Here is a 16,139-nt window from a genome sequence, read left to right as displayed (position 1 = left end):
AGCGAGTAAGCGGAGGCACCAGGTGAGCACCACCCCCGAGGCGCAGGAGTCTGAGCGCGTCGCCACCAATGATGCGGTCCGCAAGACCTTCGAGATCGCCGTGAAGCTGTCCTGCCGGCCCATCATCACCGGGCTGGAGAACACCCCCGCCGAGGGCGGGTTCATCGTCGCCTCCAACCACCTCTCCTTCCTGGACTCGGTGCTGATCCAGGCGCTCTTCCCTCGCACCGTGAGCTTCTTCGCCAAGGCCGAGTACTTCAATCAGACCGGGGTCAAGGGCCGCGCGATGAAGCTGTTCTTCGAATCCGTCGGCTCGGTCCCGGTGGAGCGCCAGCGCCAGTCCGCCTCCGTCGAGGCGCTCTTCGAACTGGGCGCCATCGCGCAGGCGGGCCACGGCGTCGGGATCTACCCCGAGGGCACCCGCAGCCGCGACGGCCGGCTCTACCGCGGCAAGAACGGGGTCGGCTGGCTCGCCGTCGCCACCGGGCTGCCCGTGATCCCGGTCGGGCTGCGCGGCACCGAGGCGCTGCAGAAGCCGGACTCGCGGATGGTCCGACCGCGCAAGTTCGAGATGCACGTGGGGGAGCCGCTGCAGTTCCCGCAGCTGGGCAAGAAGCACCCGCTGCCGGCCCGCCGGGCGGCCACCGAGCAGATCATGGACGCCATCGCCGCGCTCAGCGGCCAGGAGCGGGTAGCCAGCTACAACGCGCCGCCCGCCGAGGCCGATGGCTGACCCCACCTCCTACCGACCTCGCACCGGGGAGATCCCCACCAACCCCGGGGTCTACCGCTTCATCGACCCGCACGGCCGGGTGGTCTACGTGGGCAAGGCCAAGAACCTGCGCGCGCGGCTGAACTCCTACTTCGCCCGGGTCGCCACCCTGCACCCGAAGACCTACGCCATGGTGCATGCCGCCTCCAGCGTGGAGTGGACCGTGGTCGGCTCCGAGCTCGAGGCGATCCAGCTCGAATACACCTGGATCAAGCAGCACACCCCGCGGTTCAACATCATGTACCGCGACGACAAGTCCTACCCCTACCTCGCGGTCACCATGAACGAGAAGTACCCGCGGGTCCAGGTGATGCGCGGGGACAAGAAGCCCGGGGTGAAGTACTTCGGACCCTTCTACCCGGCCAAGGCGATCCGCGAGACCGTGGACACCATGCTGCGGGTCTTCCCGGTGCGCAGCTGCTCCGCCGGGGTCTTCAAGCGCGCCAAGGCCTCCGGCCGGCCCTGCCTGCTGGGCTACATCGGCAAGTGCGCCGCGCCCTGCGTGGGGGAGATCAGCGAAGAAGACCACCGCAGGCTCGCCGAGGAGTTCTGCGAGGTGATGGCCGGGCGCCCCGGCCCGCAGGTCCGCCGGATCACCAACGAGATGAAGGCCGCCGTGGCCGAGCTGCGCTACGAGGACGCCGGGAGGCACCGCGACGACCTCGAGGCCATCCGTCGGGTCTTCGAACGAAACTCCGTGGTGCTCTCGGAGGACACCGAGGCCGACATCTTCGCCTTCGCCGAGGACGAGCTCGAAGCCGCCGCCCAGGTCTTCCACGTCCGGCAGGGCCGGATCCGCGGTCAGCGCGGCTGGGTCGTGGAGAAGGTCGAGGAGACCGACGCCGGCGCCATGGTCGAGCAGCTGCTGATGCAGGTCTACGGCTCCATGGCCGACACCGAACGGATCCCGCCCGAGGTGCTGGTCCCCGCCCTGCCGGACAATGCCGAGGAGATGACCGCCTGGCTGCGCCAGCTGCGCAGCGACTCGGGCGAGGGTAAGGCGCAGATCAGCCTGCGCGTGCCCCAGCGCGGCGACAAGGCCGCCCTGCTGGGCACCGTGCAGGAGAACGCCTCCCAGGCGCTGGCCCTGCACAAGGCCCGGCGCAACTCCGACATCACCACCCGCTCCGCCGCGCTGCGCGACCTGCAGGAGGCGCTCGGCGCCGCCGAGCCGCTGCTGCGCATCGAATGCTTCGACATCTCGCACACCTCCGGCACCAACGTGGTCGCCTCGATGGTGGTGCTCGAGGACGGGCTCGCGAAGAAGCGCGACTACCGGCGCTTCTCGATCAAGGGCGACGCCGCCCGCGACGACACCTCCGCGATGTACGACGTGATCACCCGCCGCTTCGCCCGACATCTGAAGGACCAGGCCCAGTCCGACGCCGCGGTGCCGGTGGCCGAGTTCGCGGAGCCTGTGCCAGCGGATCCTGTGACACCGGAATCCGTGGCTTCTGATGCTGCGGCGGGGGAGCCGGCTGAAGCCGCCGAGGCCAGGGACTCCACGGTGGTCGAGCGCGAGGCCGAACGCTTCGCCTACCCGCCCAGCCTGGTCGTGGTCGACGGCGGCCAGCCGCAGGTCAACGTGGCCCGGCAGGCACTCGATGACCTCGGGATCACCGACCTGCCCGTCGTCGGGCTGGCCAAGCGGCTCGAAGAGGTCTGGCTGCCCGGGGACGACTTCCCGCTGGTGCTGCCGCGCTCCTCCGAGGCGCTCTACATGCTCCAGCGGATCCGCGACGAGGCCCACCGGTTCGCCATCGCCTACCACCGCTCCAAGCGGTCCAAGGCGATGACCGCCTCTGCGCTGGATGAGGTGCCGGGCCTGGGGCCGAGCCGCCGCGCCGCCGTCGTCGCGCACTTCGGCTCCGTCGCGAACCTGAAGAAGGCCAGCCTGGAGGAGATCATCGAGGTCCCCGGGCTGGGCCGCGACACCGCGCAGAAGATCCTCGACCACCTCACCGCCGAGACCCCCGCACCGGCGAATGACCCGGCCTGACGCAGGGCCTCAACAGTGGCCTGAACCGGGGCTTCACCCGATTCGTGCCAGCCAGATAGGCTCTTCAGCATGGATGTTGGTCTGACCCCGGTGAAGCCTCCCGAGAACGAACTGTTGATCGTCACCGGCATGTCCGGTGCCGGCCGAACCACGGCCGCCCACGCCCTGGAGGATCTCGGCTGGTATGTGGTCGAGGGGCTCCCGCCGGAGCTCATCACCACCATGATCGACATCATCTCCCGGCACCCCGGATCCATGGAGAAGCTCGCCGTGGTCATCGACGTGCGCACCCGCGCGCTGTTCTCCGACATGCTCGGCGCCCTGGAGCAGCTCAAGGCCACCGGCGTGACCTACCGGATGCTCTTCCTGGACTCCTCCGACGCGCTGCTGGTCCGCCGCTTCGAACAGGGCCGCCGCCCGCACCCGCTGCAGGGCTCCGGGCGGATCCTCGACGGCATCACCGCCGAGCGTGACCTGCTCAAGGACGTCAAGTCCGCCGCCGAGATCGTGCTCGACACCACCGACCTCAACGTCCACGGCCTGGCCCGGGAGATCACCGAGATCTTCAACGAGGACGGCCCGGTCCAGCTCCGGCTCAACGTGATGAGCTTCGGCTTCAAATACGGGGTCCCCGCCGACGCCAACTTCATCGCCGACATGCGCTTCATCCCCAACCCGCACTGGGTGCCCGAGCTGCGCGCCTTCACCGGCCTGGACTCGAAGGTCAGCGAGTACGTGCTGGGCAACGAGGGCACCGGCGACTTCCTGGCCAACTACGTCGAATCGCTGCGCCCGGTCATCGAGGGCTACCGGCGGGAGAACAAGCACTACGCCAACATCGCGGTGGGCTGCACCGGCGGCAAGCACCGCTCGGTCGCGGTCTCCGAGGAGCTCGCCCGCCGGCTGGACCAGCTGCCCAACGTCACGGTGAACACCATCCACCGTGATCTGGGACGTGAGTAGGGGTGAGCCAGATCGCCCAGCCGCAGCCGCGCGGCTCCTTCCGCGTCTCCGCCCTCGGCGGAGGCCACGGGCTCTCCGCCACGCTCTCGGCGCTGCGCGTCATCGCCGCTGAGCACCTCACCGCCATCGTCACCGTGGCCGACGACGGCGGCTCCTCCGGCCGGCTCCGCGAAGACATGGACGTGCTGCCCCCCGGGGACCTCCGGATGGCGCTGGCCGCGCTGTGCGACGACACCGAATGGGGCCGCACCTGGGCCCAGGTCATGCAGCACCGGTTCCGCTCCCGCGAGGGCGTCACCGGCAGCCTCGACGACCACGCGATGGGCAACCTGCTCATCGTCGCGCTCTGGGAGCTCATCGGCGACTCCGTGGAGGGCCTGCGGTGGGCCGGGACCCTGCTCGGAGCCCGCGGCCAGGTGCTGCCGATGTCCCGGCAGCCGCTGACCATGTCCGGGGTGGTGGAACCCATGGAGGGCGAATCCGGGTCCGAGCCGCCGTTCAACAACGGCGATCGGCTCTCCTCCCAGGTGGCGCTGGCGACGGCGGGCAGCCTGGGCCGGCTGCGCGATGTCCAGCTGCACCCGGCCGAGGCCTCGGCCTGCGCCGAGGCGCTCACCGCCATCGAGCTCAGTGATTGGGTAGTGTTAGGTCCTGGCTCCTGGTACACCTCGGTGCTGCCGCATCTGCTGCTGCCGGAGCTCCGGGACGCTCTCTATGAGACCGAGGCCCGGCGGTGTATCGTGATGAACCTCACACCTCACACCGACGAGACCGCCGGCATGAGTCCCGCAGAACATCTGCGAGTTCTTCATCACTACGCCCCCGGGCTGCGCGTGCACCGCATCATCGCGGACCCCACGTCGGTTCCCCTCCAGGAGCGCGAGGAGTTCGCCGAAGCAGCGGAGCTGCTCGGTGCGGAGGTGAGGTATCACGACGTCGCCAAGGCGGGTCAGCCGGATGTGCATGACCCGCTGCGGCTGGCCATCGCCTTCAGCGAGGTCTTCGGCGACTGAGCCGGAGCGCCCGTGGACCGAGCGACTGTGGACCGAGCGACCGTGGACCGAGCGGGAGCGCCTGTGAATTGAGCAAGGGTGGCTCTGAGCGGATTCCCGCTCAGAGGCATTGGGTACGATGACCGATCTGCATCAGACGAAGACCAGAGGACAACACATATGGCGCTGACCGAGTCGGTCAAAGAAGAGCTTTCCCGCCAGCACGTCAAGACGACATCCGAGCGGAAGGCCGAGGTTTCGGCCATGCTCCGCTTCGCCGGGGGACTGCACATCATCTCTGGTCGGATCGTGATCGAGGCCGAGCTGGACCATGCCGCCACCGCGCGGCGGCTCAAGACCACCGTCACCGAGGTCTACGGGCACAACCCCGAGGTCATCGTGGTCTCCGGCAACGGGCTCAAGCGCGGCTCCCGCTATGTGGTGCGCGTGGTCCGCGACGGCGAGGCGCTGGCCCGGCAGACCGGCCTGCTCGACGCCCGCGGCCGCCCCGTGCGCGGCCTGCCCTCCGTCGTCGTCAACGGCTCCATGGCCGACGCCGTCTCCGCCTGGCGCGGCGCCTTCCTGGCCCACGGCTCGCTCACCGAGCCCGGCCGCTCCTCCTCCCTGGAGGTCACCTGCCCCGGCCCCGAGGCCGCCCTGGCCCTGGTGGGCTCCGCCCGCCGACTCGGCATCCCGGCCAAGGCCCGCGAGGTGCGCAACGTGGACCGGGTGGTGATCCGCGACGGCGACTCCATCGCCAAGCTGCTCACCCTCATGGGCGCCCACCAGACCCTGCTGGTCTGGGAGGAGCGCCGGATGCGCAAAGAGGTCCGCGCCACCGCCAACCGGCTGGCGAACTTCGACGACGCCAACCTGCGCCGCTCGGCCCAGGCCGCCGTCGCCGCCGGCGCCCGGGTGCAGCGCGCCCTGGAGATCCTCGGCGACGAGGCCCCGCACCACCTCAAATACGCCGGAGAGCTGCGGCTGGCGCACAAGCAGGCCTCCCTGGACGAGCTGGGCCGGCTCGCGGACCCGCCGATGACCAAGGACGCCATCGCCGGACGCATCCGCCGGCTGCTGGCCATGGCGGACAAGAAGGCCTCTGAGCTGAAGATCCCGGGCACCGAGTCCAGCGTCACCCCGGACATGCTCGAAGGCTGAGGCCCAGCTCACCGCAGTTACTCCAGTGGTGAACACTTCAGGTCATGGGCGTCATCCCCCTTTCTGGTGATGCGCCCACGGCATAGGATGAGGACCGAGCCGAGGTGCAGCTGGCCTCGACGAACCCCCGTGTCTAGGAGGACATTTTGACTGACTTCACACTTCCTGAATTGGACTACGACTACTCCGCGCTGGAGCCGCACATCTCGGCCCGCATCATGGAGCTGCACCACTCCAAGCACCACCAGACCTACGTCACCGGCGCCAACACCGCGCTGGAGAAGCTGGCCGAAGCCCGCGAGAAGGGCGACTACGCCACGACTCCGAAGCTTCTCAAGGACCTGCAGTTCAACCTCGGCGGGCACACCAACCACTCGATCTTCTGGAAGAACCTCTCCCCAGAGGGCCAGGAGCGCCCCGAGGGCGAGCTGGCAGCAGCCATCGACGAGTACTTCGGCTCCTTCGAGGCTTTCCAGGCCCAGTTCACCTCCGCCGCGCTGACCATCCAGGGCTCCGGCTGGGCGATCCTCGCCTACGAGCCCATCGGCGGCAACATCGTCATCGAGCAGTTCTACGACCAGCAGAACGGCGTGCCCGTGGGCACCATCCCGCTGCTGATGCTCGACATGTGGGAGCACGCCTTCTACCTGGACTACCAGAACGTCAAGCCCGACTACGTGAAGGCCTTCTGGAACATCATCAACTGGAGCGACGTCGCCGCACGTCTGGAGGCCGCCCGCTCGGGCGCCTCGAAGCTGCTCACTCCCTGATCCGTTCGGCACCGACGGTGTGACTGTCCGGCACGGACGGTGTGACCGTCCTCCCAGGCAGAACCGGCCCCAGGATGTTGGGGCCAGCCATGCCGACATGGTTGAATGATCTACGAGAAAACTGAAAATCACGTTCTGCAGACAGCCTGATGAACAACGATGTTGTTGGGGGTCAGCGGTTCGACTACGGTCGAGCTGCTGATCCCCAACGTGTGTCTAAGGGCTTTTTCGTCCGGAGTGAGAAGCTCCAGGTCTGCCTCTGCAAGAACGGCCCCAAGGCCCGCAGGAACTGCGGTCCCACTGTCAAGAGAGGAACCTCATGGCGACAAAAATCGCGATCAATGGTTTTGGACGTATCGGACGCACCGTGCTGCGCGTGCTGGAGAACACCGGCCGCACCGACCTCGAGCTCGTGGCGATCAACGATCTCACCGACCCCGCCCAGCTGGTGAACCTGACCAAGTACGACTCCGTCATGGGTCGCTTCCCGGCCGATGTCTCCCTCGACGGTGACACCCTCGTCGCCGGTGACCGCCGGATCAAGATCCTCTCCGACAAGGACCCGGCGAACCTGCCCTGGGCCGATCTCGGCGTCGACGTCGTGCTCGAGTGCACCGGCTTCTTCACCACCAAGGAGTCCGCCAGCAAGCACCTCGATGCCGGCGCCAAGAAGGTCGTCCTCTCGGCACCGGGCAAGGGCGTCGATGCGACCCTGGTCATGGGCATCAACGAGGACACCTATGACTCTCAGAACCACACCGTGGTCTCCAACGCCTCCTGCACCACCAACTGCCTGGCTCCGCTGGTCAAGGTGCTCAACGACGAGTTCGGTCTCGTCGAGGGCCTGATGACCACGGTCCACGCCTACACCGGTGACCAGCGCCTGCACGACGCCCCGCACAAGGATCCCCGCCGTGCACGCGCCGCCGCCGTGAACATGGTCCCCACCTCCACCGGTGCGGCCGCCGCCATCGGTCTGGTCATCCCCGAGGTGGACGGCAAGCTCGACGGCTACGCCCTCCGCGTCCCGGTCATCACCGGGTCGGGCACCGACCTCACCATCGCCATCGAAAAGGAGGGCGTGACGGCTGAAGACGTCAACGCCGCCTTCAAGAAGGCCGCCGAGGGCCCGCTCAAGGGCATCCTGCACTACAGCGAGGATCCGCTGGTCTCCTCCGACATCGTCGGCGATCCGCACTCCACGATCTTCGACGCACCGCTGACCAAGGTCATCGGCAAGACCGTCAAGGTCTTCGGCTGGTACGACAACGAGTACGGCTACTCCGCCCGCCTGGTGGACATGACCGCGCACGTCGGCCGCTGATCCAGCTCGCCTGATCGCATGGGCCCCGGCTCGACGAATCCTCGTCGAGACCGGGGCCTCTGCCGTGCGGCGTGTCGGTGTGCGAGGCATCTGCGTGCGGCGCGTCTGTGTGCGGTGAGCGCGCCGTCGTCGTCTTCTTCTTCTCGCCGATTCCGGCGCCCGCCGCCTCCCTGTTTCTCCCTTCCAGCGATTGGTACCCTGATCCCATGACTGCAGCCACCCTTGACGCCCTGCTCTCCGAAGGCCTGAACGGCCGCCGCGTGCTCGTCCGCTCCGACCTCAACGTGCCGCTCAAAGAAGGTGTCGTCACCGACGACGGCCGGATCCGCGCCTCGCTGCCGGTGCTGGAGAAGCTCGCCGCCGCCGGCGCCCGGGTGCTGGTCACCGCCCACCTGGGACGCCCCAAGGGTGAGCCCGAGCCGAAGTACTCCCTCGCCCCGGTGGCCGCCCGGATGTCCGAGCTCACCGAGGTCACCGTGCTGCGCGCCGATGACCTCGTCGGCCCCAGCGCCCAGGAGCAGGCCGCCGCGGTCGAACCGGGTCAGATCCTGCTGCTGGAGAACGTCCGCTTCGATGCGCGCGAGACCTCCAAGGACGACGCCGAGCGGGCCGGCCTCGCCGCCGAGCTCGCCGCCCTGACCGGCACCGACGGCGCCTACGTCAACGACGCCTTCGGCGCGGTGCACCGCCGGCACGCCTCGGTGGCCGACATCACCGCGAAGCTGCCCGCCTACCAGGGCGACCTGGTCCGCGACGAGCTGCTGGTGCTGCAGCGGCTCACCGAGACCCCGCAGCGCCCCTACACGGTGGTCCTGGGCGGCTCCAAGGTCTCCGACAAGCTCGCCGTGATCGAGAACCTGATGAGCCGCGCCGACACGCTCCTGGTGGGCGGCGGCATGGTCTTCACCTTCCTCAAGGCCCAGGGCCACGGCATCGGCAAGTCCCTGGTCGAGGACGACAAGCTCGACACCGTCAAGGGCTTCCTGGAGGCCGCCGAGCGGCAGGACTGCCGGATCGTGCTGCCCACCGACATCGTGATGGCCTCGGCCTTCGCCGCCGACGCCGAGGTCGAGGTGCTCCCGGCCGACGCGCTGGAATCCGGCAAGCACGGCGCCGAGGCGCTCGGCCTGGACATCGGGCCCGACACGTCGAAGGCGTTCGCCGCCGAGATCGCCCAGGCCAAGACGGTCTTCTGGAACGGGCCCATGGGCGTGTTCGAGATGGAGGCCTTCGCCAAGGGCACCGCCGCCGTGGCCGAGGCGCTGACCACCACCGAGGCGTTCACCGTGGTCGGCGGCGGCGACTCGGCGGCCGCCGTGCGCGCGCTGGGCTTCGACGAGGACAGCTTCGGGCACATCTCCACCGGCGGCGGCGCCAGCCTGGAATACCTCGAAGGCAAGGCGCTGCCTGGCATCGACGCGCTCGAAGGCTGAGCTCGCGCTCCTGCTGCTCCGTCTGACCTGCTGATCTCATCACCGTTGAAAGGGAATCCCTCTCCATGACTACTCAGAAGAATGGCGCCTTCGTGCGTCGCCCGCTGATCGCCGGCAACTGGAAGATGAACATCGACCACATGGAGGCGATCGCGCTGGTCCAGAAGCTCGCCTGGACCCTCAACGACGCCGGCCACGACTACGACCGCGTGCAGGTCTCGGTGTTCCCGCCGTTCACCGATCTGCGCGGCGTGCAGACCCTGGTCACCGGGGACAAGCTGGGCATCGACTACGGCGCCCAGGACGTCTCCGACCAGGACTCCGGCGCCTACACCGGGGACATCTCCGGGGCCTTCCTGAAGAAGCTGGGCTGCTCCCAGGTGCTCATCGGGCACTCCGAGCGCCGCGAGGTCCACGGCGAGACCGATGAGCAGCTCAACGCCAAGCTCAGCGCCGCGCTGCGCCACGGACTTGCTCCGGTGCTCTGCGTCGGCGAGGGCCTTGAGGTCCGCGAGGCCGGGAACCACGTGGCTCACACCCTGGCCCAGCTCGAAGGTGCGGTGGCCGGCCGCAGCGCCGAGGAGCTCAGCGAGCTCGTCGTCGCCTACGAGCCCGTCTGGGCCATCGGCACCGGCAAGGTCGCCGGGCCCGAGGACGCGCAGGAGATGTCCGCCGCGATCCGCGCGAAGCTCGCCGAGCTGTACTTCGAAGGGTTCGCAGACACCGTCCGGGTGCTCTACGGCGGTTCGGTGAAGTCCAAGAACGTCGCCTCGATCCTCGCCGGAGCAGACGTGGACGGCGCCCTGGTCGGCGGCGCGAGCCTGGACACCGACGAGTTCAGCAAGATCGCCTCCTTCGAGAAGCACATCGACACCGGCGCGCAGGGCTGAGGCCAGGGTTGAGCCCGTTCCGGGCTATCCTGGTAGCTGATTCGCCCACGTTCCATCACGAAAGGTCGCTGTGTCTGCACTGACCATCACACTTCAGGTCATCCTCGCCGTGATCAGCCTGCTGCTGATCCTGCTCATCCTCCTGCATAAAGGCCGCGGAGGAGGCATGTCTGACATGTTCGGCGGCGGCGTGACCTCATCCCTGGGGTCCTCCGGCGTGGCAGAGCGCAACCTGAACCGGCTGACCATCACCCTGGCGGTGACCTGGGGCCTGATCATCGTCGCCCTGGGACTCATCGTCCCGATGGGCGCCGACATCTGACGCTTCCGTACAGGAGAAAAGCCCAGCTCGACCACCACGGTCGACCTGGGCTTTTCTCATGCCCACCCCTCCCGTGTGGTTGAGTTCTCCGGCGGTTACGTAGTAGCCGGAGAACTCAACTACCCGGGAGGAGGGGTCAGCGGAGCGTGCTGGCGGCAGCCTGATCCAGGTGCCAGATGGTCTCCCGAGCACCGCGGGCGTTGACCGCGGGGATCTCGGTGACCTCGGTGCCCGGGGTGAGCGCCTTCGCGGCGGCCTCGGCCTTGTCCGCGCCGGCCACGACCATCCAGACCCGCTCGGCGGTATGGATCGCCGGGAAGGTCAGCGTGATCCGCTGCAGCGGGGGCTTCGGGGACTCATCCTCACTGGTGGTCACCTGTTCGGTGACGTGCAGCGAGGCCTTGCCCGGGAAGAGGCTGGCGACGTGACCGTCGGGGCCGACGCCGAGCAGCAGCACGTCGAAGCGGGGGAGCGCCAGGCCGGAGCGTCCGCCCTCGGCGCTGTGGCCCTGCAGCTCGGAGGCGTACATCTCCGCGCCGATGAAGGGTTCTGCGGCGTCTTCGGAGGTGGCCATGGGGTGGATGTTGCCCTCGGGAAGCCCGTGCTTCTCGATCAGAACCTCGAGCAGCGCCTCGTGGGCCTGCACGGCGTTGCGCTCGGGGTCATCGCTGGGCAGCAGGCGCTCGTCGCCCCACCAGAAGTGCACCTTGTGCCAGGGCGGAGTCTCGGTGCCCGGCGTCGCGACCAGCTGTGCCACCTGAGCCAGGACGGCGACGCCGGCGCTGCCGCCGGTGAGCACCGCATGGGCGTCACCGTGGTGGCGTGCGGCGTCGACCAGGACCGCGAGCAGCCGCTCGGCGACCACCGTGACCAGCTGGTCCTTCTCGGCGTAGACCTCGGTGCGCGGGGCAGCCAGCGCCGCCTGGGATGAAGCGGCCTGAGGGGAATCTGTCATGGGAGTGCATCCTTCCGCGGCATCGTCACTGATGCCACGAGCCTAGTATGTCGGTCAGTACAGCGCAGCAGCTCAGTTGAATCCAGGGGAGGCGCCGGAGAGATCGGTGGCCGGCAGCGCCCGGGTGAGCACCTCGCCGTAGACCTCATCGGAATCCAGCCGGCGCAGCTCCTCGGCCAGGCACACCTGAAGGGTGCGCACCGGCAGCGGCACGCCTTGGACGAGTCCGTCGGCGGAGCGCAGCTCGGCGATCTCCTCGCCGCGCGGCCTCGAGAGGCTCACGTCCCCGCTGGGGCGGTGGAAGGTGACCGCGGTCAGGGTCAGCGGCAGCTCGGACTCGACCGGTTGCGCCGTGGAGACCAGGCTGACCGGGATCCGCAGCGCCTGCTGCAGCCAGGCCGCGAGCAGCGCCGCGCTGGGCAGGTCCGCGGCGGCCTCCACGGTCACGCCGGTGAGCTCCGCGGGGTCCAGAGTGTCCAGGATGCTGGCCAGCTGGATCCGCCAGTGTGTCAGCCGGGTCCAGGCCAGATCGGTGTCACCCGCGGTGTAGTGCGCGGAGATGCGCTGCAGCGCCTCCAGCGGGCGCGGGTCCATCGCCGAATCGGTGATCCGGCGGTGCGCGATCCGCCCGATCGGGGTGGATCCGACGTTCTCCGGCAGCTCATCGGCCCACCAGGCCACGATCGGGGCGTCGGGCAGCAGCAGCGCCGAGACCATCGCCTCGGTCTGCTCGGCGAGCTCGCCGGAGGCTTCCAGCACGATCACCTCGGAGGCGCCTGCGTCACCGCCGACCCGGATCTGCGCATCCAGCCGGGTCTCATCCGCGACCTGCCCGGAGGCCAGCACGATGATCCGGCAGGGATGCTCCCGGGAGGCCAGGTTCGCCGCCGCGATGGCGGGCTCGGCATTGTCCTTCGAGGTGAGGATGACCAGGGTCAGCACCCGGGTCAGGGCGACGACGCCGCCGTCCTCGCGCAGCTCGCGCAGCTTCTTGGAGACCTTGGAGGTGGTGGTGTTCTCGATGTCGACGATCACGGGATTCTCCTTAGGGCCTGCGCCAGGTGCGGCCGTCGCGGGCCAGCAGGTCATGGGCGGACTGCGGCCCCCAGCCGCCCGGGGCGTAGGGCTCGGGCTGGGCCTTCTGGGCGGCCCAGTGATCCTCGAAGGGGTCCAGGATCTTCCAGGAGAGCTCGACCTCTTCATGGCGCGGGAACAGCGGCGGCTCGCCGAGCAGCACATCGAGGATCAGCCGTTCATAGGCCTCGGGGCTGTCCTCGGTGAAGGCGTGGCCATACCCGAAGTCCATCGTGACGTCGCGGACCTCCATCTGGGTGCCGGGCACCTTGGAGGTGAACCGGATGGTGGCGCCCTCGTCAGGCTGGACCCGGATGACGACGGCGTTCTGACCGAACTCGTGGTCGTCGTGGTCCTGGAAGAGCAGATTCGGGGCGCGCTTATAGATCACCGCGATCTCGGTGACCCGACGGCCCAGGCGTTTCCCGGCGCGAAGGTAGAACGGGGCGCCGGCCCAGCGGCGGGTGTTGATGTCCAGCTTCAGCGCGGCGAAGGTCTCGGTGGTGGAGTCCGGGTTGAAACCCTCTTCGTCCAAGAACCCGACGACCTTCTCCCCGCCCTGCCAGCCGGAGGTGTACTGTCCGCGGGCCGAGGCGGAGCCGAGGTCCTCGGGGAGCCGGACGGCGCCGAGCACCTTCTCCTTCTCGGCGCGCAGATGCTCCGCGTCGAAGGAGATGGGCTCCTCCATGGCGGTCAGCGCGAGCAGCTGGAGCAGGTGGTTCTGGATGACGTCGCGGGCCGCGCCGACGCCGTCGTAGTAGCTGGCCCGACCCCCGATGCCGATGTCCTCGGCCATGGTGATCTGCACGTGGTCCACGTACTGGGCGTTCCAGAGCGGCTCGAAGAGCTGGTTCGCGAAGCGCAGCGCCAGCAGGTTCTGCACCGTCTCCTTGCCCAGGTAGTGATCGATCCGGAAGACCGCGTCCGGCGGGAAGACCGACTCCACCACGGCGTTGAGCTCCCTGGCCGAGGCCAGGTCATGGCCGAAGGGCTTCTCGATGACCACCCGGCTCCACGGATCCTCCACGCTGTTCTGCGCGGTGGCGAGGCCGTGGGAGGAGAGCTTCTCGCAGACGATCTCGAAGGAGTTCGGCGGGATCGAGAGGTAGAACGCGTGATTGCCGCGGGTCCCGCGCGATTCCTTGAGCTCATCCAGGGTCTCCCCGAGACGGGCATAGGCGGCGTCGTCGTCGAACCCGGTGGTGGTCACGAAGCGCAGCCCGGCGGAGAGCTGGTCCCAGACCTGCTGATCGAAGTGGGTGCGTGCGGAGATCTTGACCTGCTCGAGCACCTCCGCGGCGAACTCCTCATGACTCCACTCCCGCCGGCCGAAGCCGACCAGCGAGAAGCTCGGCGGCAGCAGCCCCCGGTTGGCCAGGTCATAGATGGCCGGGAGCAGCTTCTTGCGCGCCAGGTCCCCGGTGACGCCGAACATCACCATCGCCGAGGGCCCGGCGATCCGGTTCAGCCGGCGGTCACGCGGATCGCGCAGCGGATTGCCCGGCTTGGCCCGGGAGCTGCTCCGAGAGCTGCTCGTGCGCGATGACCCGGTCCGCGATGACCCGGTCCGCGATGACCCGGTCCGCGAGGATCCGGCGCGCGAGGAGTCGCCGGTGCGGGCTGCGTTCACAGGGCGTCCACGGTCTCGATGACCTGGGTCAGGCCCGCGGTGCGGTCATTGAGGTGCACCTGCAGCACCGGCATGTCGTGTCCGGCCAGGACCTGGGCGTCGCCCTCGGCCTGGGCGGCGATCAGCTTGGACAGCGTGAACGGCCGGTCCGGGACCTCGACGTCGGTGCTGGAGCTGGTGGTCAGCTGCAGGAAGGCGCCGATATGCGGGCCGCCCTTGTGGAACTGTCCGGTGGAGTGCAGGAACCGGGGTCCCCAGCCGAAGGTCACCGGGCGTCCGGAGAGCGAGGAGAGCTGGGCCCGGATGGCTTCGAGCTGGGTCTCGGTGGTGCGGTCCAGGTACGCGGTGACCGCCAGGTAGCCGTCCTCCGGGACAGCCTTCACCAGCGCCTGCAGAGCCTCGCTCAGGTTCGACGCGTCGGCGTCGGTCAGCGCGGACCCGCCGAGGGTGCGGAACGCCACGGCGCCGTCGGTCACGGAGTCCCCGGCCTCGGGGGCGGGCGCGTCGAGCAGGCCGCGGGCGGCGGTCTTGGCGGATTCCACGTCGGGCTGGTCGAAGGGGTTGATGCTCAGCAGCGCGCCGGCGACCACGGTGGCGACCTCCCAGAGCATGAACTGCGCCCCGAGGCTGCCACCGGTGCGCACCGCGTGGGAGCTGACCACCAGATCGGCGTCGTCGTTGTCCACCGAGGCGCCGTCTTCGACCTCGACGTCGATGATCTGGGTGATCAGCACGTCGTCGACGTCGCGGTGCAGCTCGGGCTCGCCGTCGGCGACGATCACCGGCAGCAGACCGGTGCCGTTCTTGCCGGTGGACTCGGCGACCAGCTGTTCGATCCAGTTGCCCAGCCCGATCAGCGGGGAGCCGGCGTCGACGATCACGAGCTTGTTGCGCAGCGGGACGGTGCCGCCGATGGCGGAGCCCAGGCGCAGGCCGGGGTTGTCGGCGTCGTCCTCGGCGAGGATCGCGAGCGAGTCCTCGGCGTCGTCGAGCAGGGATTCCACGTCGGCACCGGCCAGGCCGGAGGGGACCAGACCGAAGGCGGTGAGCGCGGAGTAGCGCCCGCCCACGGTGGGGTCGGCCTCGAAGATCGCACGCACTCCGGCCTCGGCGGAGGACTTCGCCAGCGGGGAGCCGGGGTCGGTGACGATCACGGTGCGGGTCACGGCGTCGATCCCGGCCTCGGTCATGGCCTGCTGCACGATCCGGCGCTGCGAGTCGGTCTCCACGGTGGAGCCGGACTTCGAGGAGACCACGAGCACGGTCTTCTCGATGTCGGTGCCGATCACGGCGGCGACATGCTGCGGGTCGGTGGAGTCCAGCACGGTGAGCTCGACCCCGGCGGTGGCGCAGATGACCTCGGGCGCCAGCGAGGACCCGCCCATGCCCGCGAGCACCACCCGGGTGAGGCCTTCGGCGGCGAGCTCCTCGCGCAGCGCGGCGATCTTGGGCAGCAGCGCGCGGGAGTCCTCGAAGAGCGAGACCCAGCCGAGCCGCTTGCTGGCCTCGTCCTCGGCGGCCACACCCCAGAGGGTGTGGTCCTTGGCGGCCAGCCGGGAGGCGAATTCGTGGTCGAGCAGACCTGGAACCTGGTTCTCGGCGGCCTGACGGGCCGCTCCGGTCAGTGTCAGGGAGAGTGAGCTCATGACGTGCTTCCTTTCTCAGCCGAACGCCTCGGTTCAGCCTGGCCAGCATCTGCGCTTATAGGGGGCCGGTGGGATTGACGTGGCTGTTGTCCCTGATCGGCGCCCGGTGGGGGAGTCTCTGCTCCAGTCTTGCTGGATCAAGACGCCGCCCGGGCCGGGCGCCGTACGGGGTGAACAGTCGAATGATCAGCTCAGCGTGCGAGCCGAC

General features: G+C 69.0%; 14 protein-coding genes. 10 read left to right on the top strand and 4 right to left on the bottom strand.

Annotation, left to right across the window (positions count from 1 at the left end):
• Positions 1-22 precede the first annotated feature (22 nt).
• The 10 genes from LTH93_RS01625 to secG all read left to right on the top strand — a co-directional run bounded on the left by LTH93_RS01625 (position 23) and on the right by secG (position 10,626).
• Positions 23-733, top strand: a complete 711-nt coding sequence (locus LTH93_RS01625) for a lysophospholipid acyltransferase family protein (RefSeq protein ID WP_370642623.1) — start codon at positions 23-25, stop codon at positions 731-733.
• Positions 726-2,771, top strand: coding sequence for an excinuclease ABC subunit UvrC (gene uvrC, locus LTH93_RS01620; protein WP_241469788.1), 2,046 nt, complete (start codon positions 726-728; stop codon positions 2,769-2,771). Before LTH93_RS01625 ends, uvrC begins: the two co-directional genes overlap by 8 nt.
• Before the next feature lie 69 nt (positions 2,772-2,840).
• The gene (gene rapZ, locus LTH93_RS01615) at positions 2,841-3,734 is read left to right on the top strand and encodes an RNase adapter RapZ (RefSeq protein ID WP_241469786.1); all 894 of its coding nucleotides are present in this window, start codon (positions 2,841-2,843) and stop codon (positions 3,732-3,734) included.
• A 2-nt stretch (positions 3,735-3,736) separates the two neighbouring features.
• Positions 3,737-4,747: a gluconeogenesis factor YvcK family protein gene (locus LTH93_RS01610; RefSeq protein ID WP_241469784.1), complete on the top strand. Its 1,011-nt coding sequence runs from the start codon at positions 3,737-3,739 to the stop codon at positions 4,745-4,747.
• Positions 4,748-4,906: 159 nt separating this feature from the next.
• On the top strand, positions 4,907-5,887 hold the full coding sequence (gene whiA / locus LTH93_RS01605) for a DNA-binding protein WhiA (RefSeq protein ID WP_241464489.1): 981 nt from the start codon (positions 4,907-4,909) through the stop codon (positions 5,885-5,887).
• Between the two features lie 146 nt (positions 5,888-6,033).
• Positions 6,034-6,657 carry a superoxide dismutase gene (locus tag LTH93_RS01600; protein ID WP_241464490.1) on the top strand — a complete coding sequence of 208 codons (624 nt, stop codon included), beginning with the start codon at positions 6,034-6,036 and terminating at the stop codon, positions 6,655-6,657.
• Between the two features lie 319 nt (positions 6,658-6,976).
• Entirely contained in the window at positions 6,977-7,981 is a 1,005-nt protein-coding gene (gene gap, locus LTH93_RS01595; RefSeq protein WP_241469782.1) for a type I glyceraldehyde-3-phosphate dehydrogenase, read from the top strand.
• A gap of 206 nt (positions 7,982-8,187) precedes the next feature.
• On the top strand, positions 8,188-9,414 hold the full coding sequence (locus tag LTH93_RS01590; protein ID WP_241469779.1) for a phosphoglycerate kinase: 1,227 nt from the start codon (positions 8,188-8,190) through the stop codon (positions 9,412-9,414).
• A gap of 65 nt (positions 9,415-9,479) precedes the next feature.
• A complete protein-coding gene (gene tpiA, locus LTH93_RS01585) occupies positions 9,480-10,304 on the top strand; it encodes a triose-phosphate isomerase (RefSeq protein ID WP_241469771.1) in 825 nt (274 codons plus the stop codon).
• Between the two features lie 70 nt (positions 10,305-10,374).
• Positions 10,375-10,626: a preprotein translocase subunit SecG gene (gene secG / locus LTH93_RS01580; protein WP_241464494.1), complete on the top strand. Its 252-nt coding sequence runs from the start codon at positions 10,375-10,377 to the stop codon at positions 10,624-10,626.
• A 136-nt stretch (positions 10,627-10,762) separates the two neighbouring features.
• Here secG and pgl read toward each other — a convergent pair whose 3' ends face one another.
• The 4 genes from pgl to LTH93_RS01560 all read right to left on the bottom strand — a co-directional run bounded on the left by pgl (position 10,763) and on the right by LTH93_RS01560 (position 15,931).
• Positions 10,763-11,581, bottom strand: a complete 819-nt coding sequence (pgl, locus tag LTH93_RS01575; protein WP_241469769.1) for a 6-phosphogluconolactonase — start codon at positions 11,579-11,581, stop codon at positions 10,763-10,765.
• Between the two features lie 72 nt (positions 11,582-11,653).
• Entirely contained in the window at positions 11,654-12,616 is a 963-nt protein-coding gene (locus tag LTH93_RS01570) for a glucose-6-phosphate dehydrogenase assembly protein OpcA (protein ID WP_241469767.1), read from the bottom strand.
• A gap of 10 nt (positions 12,617-12,626) precedes the next feature.
• Positions 12,627-14,096: a glucose-6-phosphate dehydrogenase gene (gene zwf, locus LTH93_RS01565; protein WP_241470345.1), complete on the bottom strand. Its 1,470-nt coding sequence runs from the start codon at positions 14,094-14,096 to the stop codon at positions 12,627-12,629.
• Between the two features lie 185 nt (positions 14,097-14,281).
• Positions 14,282-15,931 carry a glucose-6-phosphate isomerase gene (locus tag LTH93_RS01560; RefSeq protein ID WP_241464497.1) on the bottom strand — a complete coding sequence of 550 codons (1,650 nt, stop codon included), beginning with the start codon at positions 15,929-15,931 and terminating at the stop codon, positions 14,282-14,284.
• Between the last annotated feature and the right edge of the window lie 208 nt (positions 15,932-16,139).

The organism is Nesterenkonia sp. DZ6, assembly GCF_022565835.1.
Classification (GTDB): Bacteria; Actinomycetota; Actinomycetes; order Actinomycetales; family Micrococcaceae; genus Nesterenkonia.
Note: the sequence above shows the minus strand (reverse complement) of the source record. Positions and strands in the feature narration are given on the sequence as shown.

What these genes read in the sequence shown, in the direction of transcription:
- uvrC (WP_241469788.1), top strand. Translation starts at nt 726, where the DNA reads ATGGCTGACCCCACCTCCTACCGACCTCGCACCGGGGAGATCCCCACC.
- rapZ (WP_241469786.1), top strand. Translation starts at nt 2,841, where the DNA reads ATGGATGTTGGTCTGACCCCGGTGAAGCCTCCCGAGAACGAACTGTTG.
- whiA (WP_241464489.1), top strand. Translation starts at nt 4,907, where the DNA reads ATGGCGCTGACCGAGTCGGTCAAAGAAGAGCTTTCCCGCCAGCACGTC.
- gap (WP_241469782.1), top strand. Translation starts at nt 6,977, where the DNA reads ATGGCGACAAAAATCGCGATCAATGGTTTTGGACGTATCGGACGCACC.
- LTH93_RS01590 (WP_241469779.1), top strand. Translation starts at nt 8,188, where the DNA reads ATGACTGCAGCCACCCTTGACGCCCTGCTCTCCGAAGGCCTGAACGGC.
- tpiA (WP_241469771.1), top strand. Translation starts at nt 9,480, where the DNA reads ATGACTACTCAGAAGAATGGCGCCTTCGTGCGTCGCCCGCTGATCGCC.
- pgl (WP_241469769.1), bottom strand. Translation starts at nt 11,581, where the DNA reads ATGACAGATTCCCCTCAGGCCGCTTCATCCCAGGCGGCGCTGGCTGCC.
- zwf (WP_241470345.1), bottom strand. Translation starts at nt 14,096, where the DNA reads ATGGTGATGTTCGGCGTCACCGGGGACCTGGCGCGCAAGAAGCTGCTC.
- LTH93_RS01560 (WP_241464497.1), bottom strand. Translation starts at nt 15,931, where the DNA reads ATGAGCTCACTCTCCCTGACACTGACCGGAGCGGCCCGTCAGGCCGCC.